The sequence below is a fragment of the Streptomyces sp. NPDC026522 genome (assembly GCF_055567555.1).
In genome coordinates this window covers 1-14,977 of the sequence record NZ_JBVHQF010000021.1, presented here as the reverse complement: position 1 = coordinate 14,977, position 14,977 = coordinate 1, and the positions used below count along the sequence as shown (strand labels likewise).

General features: G+C 71.1%; 8 protein-coding genes and 2 pseudogenes. 7 read left to right on the top strand and 3 right to left on the bottom strand.

The window, feature by feature from the left end; all coding sequences use genetic code 11:
* The first annotated feature begins 401 nt into the window (after nt 1-401).
* Complete coding sequence (locus ACZ4M3_RS34855) at nt 402-1,253, top strand: papain-like cysteine protease family protein (protein WP_467739596.1); 852 nt, start codon at nt 402-404, stop codon at nt 1,251-1,253.
* A gap of 23 nt (nt 1,254-1,276) precedes the next feature.
* Nucleotides 1,277-2,200, top strand: a complete 924-nt coding sequence (locus ACZ4M3_RS34850) for a hypothetical protein (RefSeq protein WP_467739594.1) — start codon at nt 1,277-1,279, stop codon at nt 2,198-2,200.
* A gap of 305 nt (nt 2,201-2,505) precedes the next feature.
* Here ACZ4M3_RS34850 and ACZ4M3_RS34845 read toward each other — a convergent pair whose 3' ends face one another.
* Both ACZ4M3_RS34845 and ACZ4M3_RS34840 read right to left on the bottom strand, forming a co-directional pair.
* The gene (locus ACZ4M3_RS34845; protein WP_467739592.1) at nt 2,506-4,872 is read right to left on the bottom strand and encodes a non-reducing end alpha-L-arabinofuranosidase family hydrolase; all 2,367 of its coding nucleotides are present in this window, start codon (nt 4,870-4,872) and stop codon (nt 2,506-2,508) included.
* A 468-nt stretch (nt 4,873-5,340) separates the two neighbouring features.
* Entirely contained in the window at nt 5,341-6,903 is a 1,563-nt protein-coding gene (locus ACZ4M3_RS34840) for a sigma-70 family RNA polymerase sigma factor (RefSeq protein WP_467739590.1), read from the bottom strand.
* 496 nt (nt 6,904-7,399) lie between these two features.
* Here ACZ4M3_RS34840 and ACZ4M3_RS34835 point away from each other — a divergent pair, with 496 nt between their 5' ends.
* The 5 genes and pseudogenes from ACZ4M3_RS34835 (at nt 7,400) to ACZ4M3_RS34815 (ending at nt 14,102) form a co-directional block, all read left to right on the top strand.
* Nucleotides 7,400-9,928, top strand: coding sequence for an RICIN domain-containing protein (locus ACZ4M3_RS34835; protein WP_467739588.1), 2,529 nt, complete (start codon nt 7,400-7,402; stop codon nt 9,926-9,928).
* Between the two features lie 345 nt (nt 9,929-10,273).
* Nucleotides 10,274-11,617, top strand: a pseudogene (locus ACZ4M3_RS34830) (pectate lyase family protein); the annotation flags it as partial.
* A gap of 48 nt (nt 11,618-11,665) precedes the next feature.
* Entirely contained in the window at nt 11,666-12,610 is a 945-nt protein-coding gene (locus ACZ4M3_RS34825) for a pectinesterase family protein (RefSeq protein ID WP_467739661.1), read from the top strand.
* A 125-nt stretch (nt 12,611-12,735) separates the two neighbouring features.
* Nucleotides 12,736-13,263: a SigE family RNA polymerase sigma factor gene (locus ACZ4M3_RS34820; protein WP_467739586.1), complete on the top strand. Its 528-nt coding sequence runs from the start codon at nt 12,736-12,738 to the stop codon at nt 13,261-13,263.
* On the top strand, nt 13,260-14,102 hold the full coding sequence (locus ACZ4M3_RS34815; RefSeq protein ID WP_467739584.1) for a hypothetical protein: 843 nt from the start codon (nt 13,260-13,262) through the stop codon (nt 14,100-14,102). The genes ACZ4M3_RS34820 and ACZ4M3_RS34815 overlap by 4 nt, the downstream gene beginning before the upstream one ends.
* 668 nt (nt 14,103-14,770) lie before the next feature.
* Here ACZ4M3_RS34815 and ACZ4M3_RS34810 read toward each other — a convergent pair.
* Nucleotides 14,771-14,977 (bottom strand): annotated as a pseudogene (locus ACZ4M3_RS34810) (dihydrolipoyl dehydrogenase); the annotation flags it as partial.

The window sequence follows — 14,977 nt, the reverse complement described above, 5'->3', positions numbered from 1 at the left end:
AGCGGTGCGTTCATGCCTGCTTGCGGAAGCGCGTCACACCGCGGCGCAGCACCCGTGTGCCGTCGGCTGCAACCGCCTTCATCGACGAACGAGGCGCTGCGCCGGCTGTCGCCTCCCCGGGTGACGCCGCGTCGGCGTCCGAGCCCGGGCGGGGCGGGTTGCCCCGAGCGGCGGCCGCGATACCTCGGCTCCGCCGACCGGCATGCTCTGCGCCGGTCTGCGGGCGGATCCGGGGAGTACCGCGCCGGCCTCCCGAGTGCAGCCGACGGCCAGGCACTTACGGCCCGGACGCCGAACCGGAGGGCGTGGTCGTGTCCCTTCGTTCGGCACCCGTTCCCCAGCTCGGAAGGCCGGGGCGGGTGCCGGGCAGGCGAGTTCCGGAATTTCCCGAATCAAGGAGCATGATGCACAAACGTCGCACGTCCCGCCGGAAGAAAGCGCTGATAGCCGCGGTCACCGCCGCACTCTCCGGCGGCCTGCTGTTCGGCTTCGGTGCCCTCGCCCAGGCCGATGTGGTCAGCGGCACGGTCATCGGCGGGCAGGGCAACTACAACACCGTCAACCACCGCACCAAGCCGTCCCTCTCGGCCCAGGTCAACGGCTCCTCAAGGGTCGGTGACAGGATCCAGATGTCCTGCCGGACCACCGGCGACACGGTGGAGAACAACCCGCGGTGGATCTACACCGGCTCGTACTACATCGCGGACGCGTTCATCCGGGAGAACACCACCGTCCTGCCGGTCTGCGGCTCGAACCCGAAGCCCACCCCCACGACCGCGAGAACGCTCCAGATCGACATGCAGAAGCAGGTCAGGACCCAGTGGTGCTGGGACGCCTCCGGCGTGACCATCGCCAAGTACTGGGGCCGCACCGTCAGCCAGGAGCAATTTTGCCAACTCGCCGCCCAGGGCAGCTGGGTGGACTGCAACAACCAGCCCGCGACGCTGGAAGACATGGCCAACGGCCTGGCCAGGGTGGGGCTGGGCAACAGCGGCCGCAGCCTGTACCGCAACGCCTCGTTCAGCGAGTCGACCAGCGAGATCGCCGCGGGCCGGCCGTTCGCCGTCCGGATCGGCTGGCGCAGCGGCGGCGGCCACATGAACGTCGTCTACGGCTACGACAGCTCCAGCAACATGATCGCGGTGGGCGACCCGTGGCAGACCACCCAGACCTATACCTGGTGGAACTACTCCACCTACGCGAACAACAACTCGTTCCAGTGGACGCACTCCCGCGTCGGCATCCAGGGCTGAGGAGAAGACCGACCATGCAGAGCATGCGACGCACCAAGCGCACCGCAGTCCGGGCCGCCCTCCTCGCCACGACCGCGCTCGCCGCCACCCTGTGCGGAAACGTTTCCGCGCAGGCTGCGGACGGCGACGGCATCGCGGGCTACCAGTCCGCCCAGCAGACCCTCCGGAGCGACCAGCTCCGGGGCACCGTCTCCCGCTTCCTGGTCTCGGCCAGACCGCCCGGCAGCGCCGCCGCCGCAGACGGCGGCGCCGTCGGCGCTCCCCGCAACGCCCCCTCCGCAGTCGCCGCACCGCCCCAGTTCGATCTCAAGGACCCGGTGCCGATGTTCGAGGTCAGCCCCGAGTTCGTGGCCGGCAAGACCCAGGCCACCCCGCAGACCGCGTTGCGGCTCTCTTATCTGGCCTCACGAGTGACCGCCTCCGACGGCCACCGGGCCGCCGTTCTGCTCTCGCCTCAGGGAAACCCGGCGGCACCGGGAAGCGGCGGGCAGGCCGTCGGCGCCGAGGGCTGGCAGTTGGCCGGCATCCGGGACGGGGACACCGAGCTCAGCCTTGCCGAACGTGGTACCCCGCAGGCCCGCACCTTCACCGAGCCGCAGATCCACGCCTGGTATCGACTCACCGCCGAAGGCCTGATCGAACCCCTCAACGAGGAGGCGACCACCGGCCTCGGCGGAAAGCGCTCCCTCACCCTCGCTGCCTACCAGAAGCTGGTCACCGCCCGTTACGGTGACAAGTTGCCCGGTTCGGAGTACGACCGCAAGGGCTTGGCCGGCGGGTACGCCGGTCTGGTGGAGGACCAACCAGCTGAGGCCGCAGCCGCGTTCGGGGGATCTGCGGCCGACGCATCCTGGCAGGCGGCAGCCGCAACCGGGGCTGCGGCCCTGGTGGCGACCGGCGGTGCGGTGGCGTACGCGCGCCGCCGACGGCGGAACGCCACGCGCTGACCTGTGGGAGCACAACCACCCGCGCCGGGCCACCCGGCAAGTGGACGGGCGCCGGGCTCCCCCCCGACGTCGGCGTAGGACGAGGACCGGGCGGTGTCGGCGTCCGGCCTGAGCGCCGGGTCGAATTCGACGACGTCGTGACGCCAGACTGAAAGTCCACAGAGGAGAGGAACCCCAGCCGGCGCACGGCTGGGGTTCTTCCAGGCGGTGAACATCAGTCAGGAGGTCCGCTCGCCCGCGCGGTAGACCGCTCGTCTCCGCGCCGGCAGGCCCTCCGAACCGCGATCACCCGTACATCGGACAGGTCAGCGCTGCAGGGTGAGGACACCCGGCCGGTACGGCAGTTGGTCGTAGGGACCGCTCGCGGTGGGGGACTTGCCCTGGTAGAGGAACTGCAGGTGGCAGGGGTCGATGGTCATGGTCTGGTCGGGGTTGTTGCGGACCAGGTCACCGTGGCTGATGTCGTTGGTCCACGTGGCACCGCTGTTGGCCTTGCCCGCGAAGGGGTTGCTCTCGCTGGCGGCCTGCGGGGTCCACGAACCGCTCAGGCTCTTGGCCGTGAACGAACGGAAGTAGCGCTGCTCATTCGCACCCCGAGCCTCGACGAGCATGAGGTACTGGTTCTGGCCCTGAACCTTGTACACCTGCGGTGCCTCGAACAGGTTTTTCACCGTGTCGCTCATGACCGTTGTGTACGCCGAGCCGAAGTTGCCCGGGAAGTTCCCGATCGGCATTCTCGCCCGGTAGATCTTGCCGTTGTCACCGGCGAAGAACAGGTACATGTTCTGGTCGTCGGCGATCAAGGTTTGGTCGATCGGGGCGGCGCCCGGGATGCTCCCGGTGAACAGCGGCTGCGGCGAGGACCAGCCGTTGGGGTCGGTGGGGTCGCTCGACGTGCGGTAGATGAAGGGCCACGCCCCCCACTGGTACGCCAGCACCCAGATCTTCTTGGGCGCGAAGTAGAACAGCGTGGGCGCCACCGTGGCCTGGCTCATCCCGGCCTGGCCGGCCGACGCCATGTCCGACCAGCTCGTGAAGGGGGTGAACATCATCGAGCCGTACGACGAGCCCGACACGTCCGACGCGTAGACGAGGCGCTTGCCGTTGTACACCACGCTGGTGAAGTCCTTCACCGAGGCCCACCCGTTCGCCGGCTGTGCCAGCGCACCCGTCGACGTCCACCGGTATGTCGAGGGAAGAGCACACGTGCCGCCCGTTGTCGGGGGCGTCGTCGGGGTCGACGCCCCGGACGGGCCGGTCCACTTCTGGTTGCTGCCGGACCAGCAGGAGTACAGCTGGATCTTGGTGCCCTTGGCGGTGGCCGCGCCGACGGCGTCGAGGCACAGGCCGGACTGGACGCCGGCGATCGTGCCGTTGCCGTTGATGTTCCACTGCTGACTGGCGCCGCCGTCGCAGTCCCCGATGACCACTGCGGTGCCGTCGACGGTGCCCTTGGACATGGCGTCCAGGCACTTGTTGCCGTAGACCATCAGCTGCTTGCCAGAGGTGTAGGTCCAGCGCTGGTTGGTCTGTCCGTTGCAGTCCCACAGCTGCGCCTGGGTGCCGTTGGCGGTACTGGAGCCGTTGACGTCGATACAACGACCGGAGGGGACGCCCTTGATCGCCCCGGTGCCGGTCCCGTCGGTGGTGGTACCGGGGGCCGCCTTGAGGGCATTCACGACGGCGGTGTAGGCGGCCTTGGGGTTGGCGTTGTTGTCGAACAGCAGGGGGCTGTCGCCGCTGCGCCAGGAGTCGCTGTCACGGATGCCCCATACCGTGATGCCGGTGCACCGGCCCACGGCCAGACAGGCGTTGACCGTGTTGGCGTAGTGGGTGGACGAGGCCCCGGCGATGTCCAGCTCGGTGATCTGGACGTCGACGCCCAGCGCGGCGAAGTTGGACAAGGTGGTCCGGAAGCTGGACGGCGGCCCGCCGGCACCGAAGTGGCTCTGGAACCCGACGCAGTCGATGGGCACACCTCGGGCCTTGAAGTCCTTGACCATGTGGTAGACGCCCTGCGTCTTGGCGTCGGTCCAGTTCTCGATGTTGTAGTCGTTGTAGCAGAGCTTGGCCGCGGGGTCGGCGGCCCGGGCGGTGCGGAACGCTTCCTCGATGAAGCCGTTGCCCAGCACGTTCTGGAACACCGAGCTGCGGTGCTGGGAGGAGCCGTCGGCGAACGCCTCGTTGACCACGTCCCAGGCGTAGATCTTGCCCTTGTAGTGGGTCATCTCGGTGGTGATGTGGTTGTTCATCACGCTGCGCAGCGTGTTCGCGTCGCTTATGGAGCTGACCCAGGAAGGGAGCTGCGAGTGCCAGACCGTGGTGTGGCCGCGCATGCGCTGGCCCTGCGTCATGGCATGGTTGACGATCTGGTCGGCGGGGCCGAAGTTGAAGTTGCCGCGGGACGGCTCGATGGCGTCCCACTTCATCTCGTTCTCCGGGGTGATCATGTTGAACTCCCGGTCCGCGATCGCGGCGTACTTCGAGTCGCGGAGCCTGCCGGAGGCCACAGCGGTGCCGAAGTACCTGCCCGAGGGGGCCGCCTGCGTACCCAGGTTCACGGCTCCGGCGGAGCTGGGCAGGAGCGTCACGGCACCGGCCACCAGCGCGCCGGCCGACAGTCCTATCGCCAAGGTCCGGCGGCTCCGGCGGAGCCGGTGCAGGCCCGTCATGATTCTCCTCGGGCGTCGCGGATCGCCCTGGGCGCCGTGGTCGTGCGCGGATCGGCCGGCACGGCCTGATCCGCCGCGGGACGGGCGCGGTGCAGGACGTGGGGCCGTTCTCGCGTGCCGGTCGCCCGGCGTTCGTGGGTGTGTCGTGTCATCGGAAGGCTCTCTTCAGGGGAAAGGTCAACGGGGGAAGCCGGGGAACCCTGCCGCACCGACACGTCATGGTGAGCGGCGGGAAGGGCACCCCACGAAGTGGAGGCTTGCGAACCCGCGGTCTCGTAACAAAAAATTCGCGCCGTCCGGGCGATTGCCCAGTGATGCATCTCGCAGGCAAAAACCGTTATGGCAAGCCCCGCGGTCTGGTCGTCCCTGGGAAGGGGGGCGCCGCCCTGAACATCGGCCAAGGCTTTCGGGGTGATGCCGGTGGCGGTTCCACCAGCCGTCGCAGGGGCGCGACTCGGTCCCGAATGCTCAAAGAGCGGTGGCCCAGGGCCTGCGCACGATGAAGGAGGCCTGATCGGCGAAGGCCCGGGTGCCGTCGGAGCCATCGAGCCAGATGCCACCGTCGCGGTGGCGGAGGACTGATCCGGGATAGTTGTGAGCGTGCAGGGTCACCGACCCGGCGACCGCCCCTGGGCGCGGACAGAAGGTGGCGTCTTCACGGAACAGTTCGCTGTTGTCGTTGCTGCTCAGCCGCAGCCGCAGGTCCCGATGGCGTAGGTAGCGGCCGTCGGCCGCGCGGAAGGTGACGCACCGTGTGTCGGCCAGCCCCCGGACGACCGTGAACGTGACCCGCTGCCGTGTCTGCGCGCTGCTGGATTCCGAGACGCGGACGAGCGTCGCGAAGTCTTCGGCATACGTGAGGTACAGGGCGGGGCCGTCCACGGACTCCAGCGACTGTGCGCCCAGCGGAACAGTGCCCGCGACGGCGGACGGGCTCACGGGGGACGGTCCGGCCGACGTGGTGGTGCTCGAAGGAGTCGGCGTGGGGTTGCCAGTCGTGGGAGCGGCGATCACGCCCGGCTCCCGGTGTGCCGGTTCGGGCCAGGTCGCGTAGGTGGCTGTCCCGGCGATGAGCGCCGCGCCGACGGCGAGGCCCACCAGCGGATGAGCGGTGGTCACGGCGTGGAGTTTGCCGATCAGCGAGCTGTGCAGACTGCTTCCACCCGTCGCCGTGCCGAAGGCGACGGGTGCTGTGGCCAGTCCGGCGGCGCTCGCGGCCGGACCCGACAACAGGCCCTTGGCGGCCAGCGCGGCGATGAATCCGGCCGGGACGGCCAGCGGCGCGAGGTTGAGGAGCAGCAGTTCGGCGGGAACCCGTTGTGCCGTCGTCGCCGTGCAGACCGGGCAGCCGCGGGTGTGCCGCGAGATCCGCTTGCGCCACACCGATGCAGGGAGGCCGTCCCACCCGACGACCGTCTCGTCCAACTGCGGACAGCGCGGGTCGGCCTTCAGCGCGGCGACGATCGTCCGGCTCAGTTCCAGCTGCTCGCGCATGCGTTGTAGGCGTACTCCGACGTGGGCGACAGTGAGCCCCGTCGCGGCGGCGACGTCATCACGGCTCAGCGAGCCGGCGCATTCCTGCCACCACAGCGACAGCAGCACCCGATGGTCCGGATCGAGCCACTGGCCGGCTTCGACGAGCTGACGGCGCTCGTCCGACACGTGCAGACGCAGGATCGTCACGTCCTCAGGTGCGGCGCCGGCGTCCGGTATGTGGAGTGCCTCGTCGATGGCCGTCGTCCGGTCGGCGAAGGCGCGTCGCCGGTGCCAGTAGGTGTTGACCTGGCGGAGCGTGATCGACACCAGCCAGGAACGGAAGCTTTCCGGAGCACGCAGGGCAGGCAGGTCGCGCACCATGCGCAGCAGGGTTTCCTGGACGACGTCGTCGACGTCGGCATGCCCGCTCAGCGCTCGCCCGACGATGTTGTAGAGCAACGGCAGGTACGCGGCGATCAGCTTCTCGCGCGCCCGGTCGTCACCGGCCTGCGCGGCGACGACCAACCCCGCGTGGTCCGCATCCATGAGCCCCATTTCCACCTCCCTCGGGCTAGCGATCCGCCGAGTGCGGCGCCGCTCCTTCGCCCGGATATGCAACTGGGCTTGCCTGTCTGACATGCAGTCAGGAGAAGGTGCCTCTGAGCTGCGCGGAATCGAGTGTCAGGTCGGATCCGCTGAAAGAACAGGTGCGCCTTCGCGGTGAGCGAGCGTACAGGGTGGGACCTGCGGCCCTCTGCGGCCGCCGTCCAAGGTGGAATTCGGCGGGCGGCAACCTTTCGCGGATCTGTGGCGACTGACGGGTGACACGAAGACGATCACACCCACGGATCGTCCGATCACACCGCCGCATGCCGCTGCGCACCGCCGACCGAGCGGGTGCGCGCAAGGCAGGGCCGAAGCAAGGAGCCCCATGAACGAGACGGATCCCACTGCGCGCGGTCGCCGTCGGCGCACAGGCGTGGCCGGTGGCGAGCGGCGTACGCGTGGCCGCCATCGCCGGCGTTGGACGAGGTTGGGTCTGGCGCTGGGCGTGCCCGGTGTGCTCGGCCCGTACCTGCTGTTCGTGCAGGCCGACTCGGAGGCCGCGACGCCGGATTCCGGCGCCTACTACGAGTTGGTGTCCGTGCGCAGCGACAAGGTGCTGGACGTGCCCGGGGCGGACACGTCGGACGGTGCCTGGACACGGCAGCAGAGCCGCGTGGCCGGGGCCGCGAGTCAGCAATGGCGGCTGAGGCCGACGGGGGACGGCTACTACGCGCTGGAGAACCGCAGTAGCAAGAAGGTCCTCGGAGTGCGGGATGCTTCCGGGCAGCCGGCGGCCGCCGTCGAGCAGCAGTCCGACCACGGCGCCGCCGCGCAGCAGTGGAAGATCGAGGACGTCGGCGGCACGGCGGTGAAACTCGTCTCCCGGGGCAGCGGCATGGTGCTGGACGTGTGGGGCGGCTCCACCGACGAAGGGGCGCCGCTCATTCAGTACGCCGACAGGGGCAGCACCAACCAGCAGTGGAAGCTGGTGAAGGTGGCCGGCTCAGGGGGTTACACCTGGCACAATGCGCAGATCGTCGGTGGTGGGTTCGTCACCGGGCTGGTCTTCAACCCCGCCCGCAAGGACCTGCTGTACGCACGGACCGACATCGGCGGCGCCTACCGCTGGGACGCGACCGCCGCCCGGTGGACCTCCTTGACCGACTGGATCGGCGGAGCCGACTGGAACCTGCTGGGGATCGAGAGCCTGGCGACCGACCCGGTCGACCCGAACCGCCTGTACCTCGCGAGCGGCACCTACACCAACGACTGGGCGGGCAACGGCGCGATCCTCCGCTCCACCGACCAGGGCAGGACGTTCCAGCGCACCGACCTGCCGTTCAAACTGGGCGGGAACGAGGACGGCCGGTCCATGGGCGAGCGGCTGGTGGTGGACCCGTCCGACCACGGCACGCTCTACCTGGGTACCCGCAAGAACGGTCTCTGGCGCAGCACCGACCACGGCGTGACCTGGAACCAGGTCACCAGCTTCCCCGTGAAGGACGGTGCGAGCAGCGGAGTCGGCCTTTCCTTCGTGACCTTCGGCCCGTCCGGCAGCCGGACGATCTATGTCGGGGTGGCTGACAAGACCACCTCGCTGTATCGCTCCACCGACGGCGGCAGCAGCTGGCAGGCCGTGCCCGGCCAGCCGAAGGGGCAGCTGCCTCAGCACGGTGTGCTGTCCGGCGACGGCTCGCTGTACCTGACGTACACCAACGCGCCGGGCCCGAACGGAGTGACGGCTGGTTCGGTGTGGAAGTACGCACCGACCACCGGTGGGTGGAAGAACATCTCGCCGTCCAGCGGTGGTTTCGGCTTCGCCGGCCTGGCGGTCGATCCGCAGCGCCCGTCCACGGTCATGGTCACCACCCTGGACCGCTGGTGGCCCTCGGACGAGATCTACCGGTCGGCCGACGGCGGCGCCTCCTGGATGGCGCTCGGCGCGACTTCGGTGCGGGACGCCTCCGCAGCGCCCTATGTCGGCACCGGTATCGGTCACTGGATGGGCGCTCTGGCCCTCGACCCCTTCGATTCCGGGCACGTGCTGTACGGCACGGGATCGGGGATGTGGGGCAGCCGCGACGTGACCGCGGCGGACAGCGGGCGGGCGACGCACTGGACGATCCCGGCCAAGGGCCTGGAGGAGACCGCGACTCTCGGACTGATCAAGCCCCCCGGTCTTCCCCTGGTCAGTGCGCTCGGCGATGTCAGCGGGTTCCGGCACGAGGACCTGACGAAGGTCCCCTCCAATGCGCTCTCCGGACCGTTGTTCACCAACACCACGGGTGTCGACTTCGCACAGTCGAAGCCGCAGTTCATGGTGCGGGTCGGTCTCGGCGGCGAGCAGCACGGCGCCTATTCGACCGACGGGGGAGCCGACTGGGCCCCCTTCGCCGCGGCGCCGGTGCGCGACGCGGGCGGCGGTTCCGCGGCCGTCTCGGCGGACGGCGCCGCCGTGGTGTGGACCCCCGCGGGCCAGGTTCCGTTCTACTCGACCAACCGTGGCTCGGCCTGGGCGGCGGCCTCCGGCCTGCCCAAAGACACGCCCGTGGTGGCCGACCGGTCGGCGGCGAACACCTTCTACGCCCTCAGCGGCGGCACCCTGTACGCCAGCACCGACGGCGGGAAGCACTTCGGCGCCCGGACCACCGGCCTGGGCGCCGGGCAGCTCAAGGCGGTTCCGGGCATCGCCGGTGACCTGTGGATCGCCGGCGGGGGCAACGGACTCCTGCACTCCACCGACGGCGGGAAGGGCTTCAGCAAGCTCGGCGGCGTGGAGCAGGCGACCGCCGTCGGCTTCGGCAAGCCGGCCCCGGGTGCCGGGTACCAGGCGCTGTACCTCAGTGGTCAGGTGAAGGGCGTCGCCGGGCTGTTCCGTTCCACCGACGGCGGCTCGGCCTGGGTCCGGATCAACGACGACCAGCACCAGTTCGGTGGCAGCGCCATCAACGTCATCAGTGGCGACCCCGACGTCTACGGGAGGGTCTACCTGGGCGGCTACGGCCGTGGCGTGGTGTACGGCGACCCGTCCTGATCGCCTGGGCCCGTGGGCGTGCGGCGGTCAGCGCCGTTCCACCCACGGGCCGGGGAGGCGGGACCACACGGCACTCGGCGGGGGCGAGGCAGACGGCTCACAGGTGCGTGGGCGGCTTCGACCCGGTTACGGGCACGGCCTCATCGTGTCGGGGACTCCGCCGCGATCACCGCGCCGCGGTCACCCCGTCGCGGTCGGCCCGCGCGCCTGCCGCGGCGGGCCGCCGTGCGCCTCGGGCGGGGGCGCGGCCACGGGTGCGGATTTCTTCGGCGGCGCGGCAACCTTTGTGCGACCGGCGGCAACTGACGGGGAAACAGTGCACCTCACCCCAAGGAGCAACCGCGCATGTCCGCCGCTTCGCTGCACCGCCGTCCCACCGGACGGCGCAGGCTCGCCCTGATCGGCCTGGCCACCCTGGCCGCCGCCGGTCTCGGTGCCGTACCACTGGTCGTCAACGCCGGCGCCGCGGCGCCCGCCGACCTGGCCCACGGCGTGCTGCCGGCCCGGGACGGCTGGGCCGCCAGCGGCGCCGGCACCACCGGTGGCCGAAACGCGGATCCCGCCCACGTCTTCACCGTGTCCACCCGCGCCGAGCTGGCCCGCGCGCTGGCCTCGGGCCCGGCCGACGCCGCGCGGATCATCAAGGTCAAGGGCCTGATCGACGCGAACACCGACGACAACGGCAGACCGCTGGGCTGCGGCGATTACGCCGGGGGCACCGGGTATTCCCTCGACGCCTACCTGAAGGCCTACGATCCCGCCGTCTGGGGCCGTTCCAAGGTGCCGTCCGGTGCCCAGGAGAACGCGCGCAAGGCGGCGCAGGCCAGGCAGGCCGCCCGCATGACGTTCACCGTGCCGGCGCGGACCACCCTCGTCGGCGTGCCCGGCACCGGCGCCGGCATCACCGGCGGCAGCCTGGTGGTGAAGAACGCCGACAACGTGATCATCCGCAACCTGTCGCTCACCGACGTCCGGGACTGCTTCCCCCAGTGGGACCCCACCGACGGCCCCACCGGCAACTGGAACTCCGCCTACGACGCGGTCAGCCTGCGCGGCGCCACCCACGTGTGGGTCGACCACAACTCCTTCACCGACGCTCCGCACCCGGACTCGGCCAACCCCTCGCACTTCGGGCGCGAGTACCAGGTCCACGACGGCGCCGTCGACATCACCAACGCCTCCGACCTGGTCACCGTCGGGTACAACACGTTCAGCAGCCACGACAAGACCATGCTGATCGGCAGCAGTGACAAGGACACGAAGCTGCGGGTGACGCTGCACCACAACGTCTTCCGGGGGATCGTCCAGCGCGCCCCGCTCGCGCGCGTGGGCCAGGTCCACCTGTACGACAACTACTACGACACCGCCGAGTCCGACGGCTACGCCCACAGCTACAGCGTCAACTCCCGCGCGGGCGCCCAGGTCGTCGCGCAGAACAACTACTGGAAACTGTCGCCGGACCGCCGGGTCGAGGACCTGCTCAGCGGCGACGGCACGGGAGCCGTCGCGGGCGGCGGCAACCTCGTCGACGGCAGGGCCGCCGACCTGGTCGGCGCCTACAACGCCGCACACTCCGGCAAGAAGATCAAGACCACCGTCTCCTGGACGCCCGCCCTCGCCGCCGGTCTCGAACCGGCCGCGGGCCTGCCCGCCGAGCTGGCGGCGCGGGCGGGCGCCGGCGTCCTCGCCGACAACGGCGGCGGTACGTCCGCCGCCCCCGGTTCCGGCGGGCGCACGCTGACGGTCGCCGCCGACGGCTCGGCCTCCTACCGGACCGTGCAGCAGGCCGTGGACGCCGCCGCCCCGGGCGACACCGTCCTGGTCGCGCGCGGCACCTACCGCGAGACGGTGAACGTGCCCGCCGCCAAGCGCGGGCTGACGCTCAAGGGCGCCACCGGCAACGCCGAGGACGTGGTCATCACGTACGACAACGCCGCCGGCACCGCCAGGCCCGGAGGCGGTACGTACGGCACGGCGGCCAGCGCCACCGCCACCTTCTCGGCGAACGACCTCACCGTCACCGGTCTGACGGTCCAGAACACCTGGGAGCGGTCGGCGCATCCGGAGGTCAAGGACACCCAGGCCGTGGCGGTGAATGCCGCCGGGGACCGCCAGCGGTACCTCAACTCGCGTTTCATCGGGCACCAGGACACCGTCCTCAACTGGGCCCCGAAGCCCACCGGCCAGTACCGCCAGTACTTCCGCTCCTGCTTCATCGCGGGGGACGTCGACTTCGTCTTCGGCAACGCCACCGCGGTCTACGACCACGTCAACATCACGCTGCGCGACCGGGGTGCCGCGGCCGGCGGGAACAACGGGTACCTCGCCGCTCCGAGCACCGACGCGGCGAAGCAGTACGGCATCCTGATCACCGACAGCACGGTCAGCAGCGCCGCCCGGGCCAACACCTTCTCCCTCGGCCGCCCGTGGCACCCCGGCGCGAACGCGGTCGGTCGGCTGGTGATCCGCAACACGAGTCTGCCCGCCGCCGTGAAGCAGGGGGCTCCCTGGTCCGACATGGGCGGCTTCGCATGGAAGTCGGCCCGCTTCGCGGAGTACGCCAACTCCGGTCCCGGCGCCGGGACGGGCCCCAACCGTCCGCAGCTCAGCGCCGCCCAGGCGACCGCCCACACCGCCCGCGCCTACCTGGCCGGCAGTGACGGCTGGAACCCGGCGGGCTGATGGGCGCCACCACGCGGACCCGGCCCCCGCGAGCCGAGCCGGCCGAACGGTCCCCGAACGGGCTGCTAAGGTCGCGCACCTGCCCGGGACCGCCACAGATCGCACCGAGAGGCCGCACCGAGGCCATGACCACCGATGAGGCGTCCGCGGCGTTCCAGGACTTCTTCGAACGCCACCACATCGAACTCGCACGCCTGGCGTACCTGCTGACCGGCGAGGCGGACGCCGCCGACGACCTCGCCGCCGACGCGATGGTGGCGCTCTGGCACCGCTGGGACCGGGTCACCCGCGCCGACAGCCCGGCCGCTTACGCCCGCGGCGTCGTCGCCAACCTCGCCCGCAGCCGGATCCGCAGTTCGGTGCGCGAGCGGCGGCGCGTCCTGGTGTTCTGGTCGCACCGCCCGGAGCGCACCGACGGGCCGGACGTGGCCGCCGTCATGGACGTGCGCGCCGCGCTGGCCCGGCTGCCGTTCCGCAAACGCGCCTGCGTGGTCCTGCGGCACGCCTTCGACCTCTCGGAGAAGGACACCGCGCACGTGCTCGGGATATCGGTGGGTACGGTGAAGAGCCAGACCTCCAAGGGAACGGCGGAACTGCAGCGACTACTCGGCGCCCGTGCTGCCGACGAACTGGCGGGGAGCAGGACGCGATGACGGACGAACTGCGCCACCTGCTGCGCGAGGGCGCCGAGGCCCACCGGCCCGACCGGGACCGCATGCTGGCCCGGGTGCGGCGCGGCACGGCCCGGCCTGGGCCGGCCGTCCGGCACGAGCGCACAGGAGCCCTGTCCTGGCCCAAGGTGGTCCTCGCGACGCTGGCCACCGCCGGCGCCCTGACCGTGGGCAGCTTCGCGGTGGTCTCCGCCGTGCGCGCCCCGGACCCGGCGCGGAACACGGTCGGAGTCGCCTCCGACCCGTCTTCGCCGGTCTCCGGGCCGACCTCCCCGGCCGGGTCGCCGCCGGTCTCGCGGTCGGCCACCCCGCCAGCGCCCGGCCCGAGCCCGTCCCCGACCCGGTCCGCCGCCGCTGGCGGCCCGGCCACCGGAGGATCTCCGTCCACCGGGTCCCGGCCGGCGTCACCCGCGGCCGGGAACCACACCGAGGACGGTCCGCTGTGGGCGGACGGCTCGGTCGACCCGCACAGCAACGTCTACTGGTCCCAGAGCAACATCACCCTGAAGACCACGAGCGCGCTGACGACGCTGACGGTCGAGCTGCGGATCGCCAGGACCGAGGGAGTGAAGAACACCGGGAGCTGGCAGACCCGCCCCGCCGCCGACTTCGACTCCTCCGTACGGGAGGACGGCCGCTTCCTCGTCTACCGGTGGACGCTCAAACCCGGACGGACGGTCCCGGCCGGCCAGCACGTGTTCGCCGGCCAGTACGACCACGCCGTCGGCGGACGCGACGCGGGCGCCGACTCCTACCGCGCGGATGCCGCCACCGCTGCCGGCAGGGCCTCGGTGTGGGGTGATTTCGCCCGCAGCCGGTGAGTCCGCCGTGCCGTGCCGTGCCGTGCCGCCTCCTCCGACGGATCCGGAGGCGGCCGGTGGTGCATGAAACCTCGACCACATCTGCGCCCGGTGCGAGGAGGCAGCGGCCTCCGCCGCCTCCACGAGCGCGATCAGCAGCGTGAGGACGACCACGACGCCGCCGCCCCGGGCTGCGCGGGGCCCGCTCCGGCGCCCGGTCGAAGCGCGCCATCCGGCACGGGCGCAGTCTTCTAGGGAACGGGCGCCGGGGACGCGGGCGGCCTGCTCGAACGCGTCGGCCGCCGCCTGGACGCGGTCACGGACCAGGGCGGGGGCTCGGGCGACGGCGACGGCCAGGAGGTCACCGAGCGCGCGACGTGACCCGCGCCCTCGTCCTGCCCGGTGCGGCCCAGGAGTACGGCTGCTTCGCGGATCCGGTGCTCGGCGAGCGCCCAGTCGGCTCGGGATGACGACAGGCTCGAAGCGCTCCTCCAGGGTGCCGACCGCTTCGTCGCCTCGCCCTGCCAGGACGTAGGCACCGGCCAGATCGGGGCCGGCCCGCCGCATCCGCCCTCGCATGGACCGGCCGGTTCCCACTGTCCCACCGCGTCCCGTAGCCGGAGCACAGTGGCCGGAGCGGGTACGGCCAGTCGGCGGGCGAGCCGGCCGACGGGGCCGCCGCGGGCGCCTCACATGTTGATCATGTGTCCGGCCAGGCCGTGCACGGCTTCCTTGACGGCCTCGCTCAGGGTGGGGTGGGCGTGGACGTTGCGGGCGACCTCGTGCACGGTGAGGTCCCATTGCTGGGCCAGGGTCAGCTCGGGCAGCAGCTCGGTGACATCGGGGCCGATGAGGTGGCCGCCGAGCAGCTCGCCGTACCTGGCGTCGCTGATCAG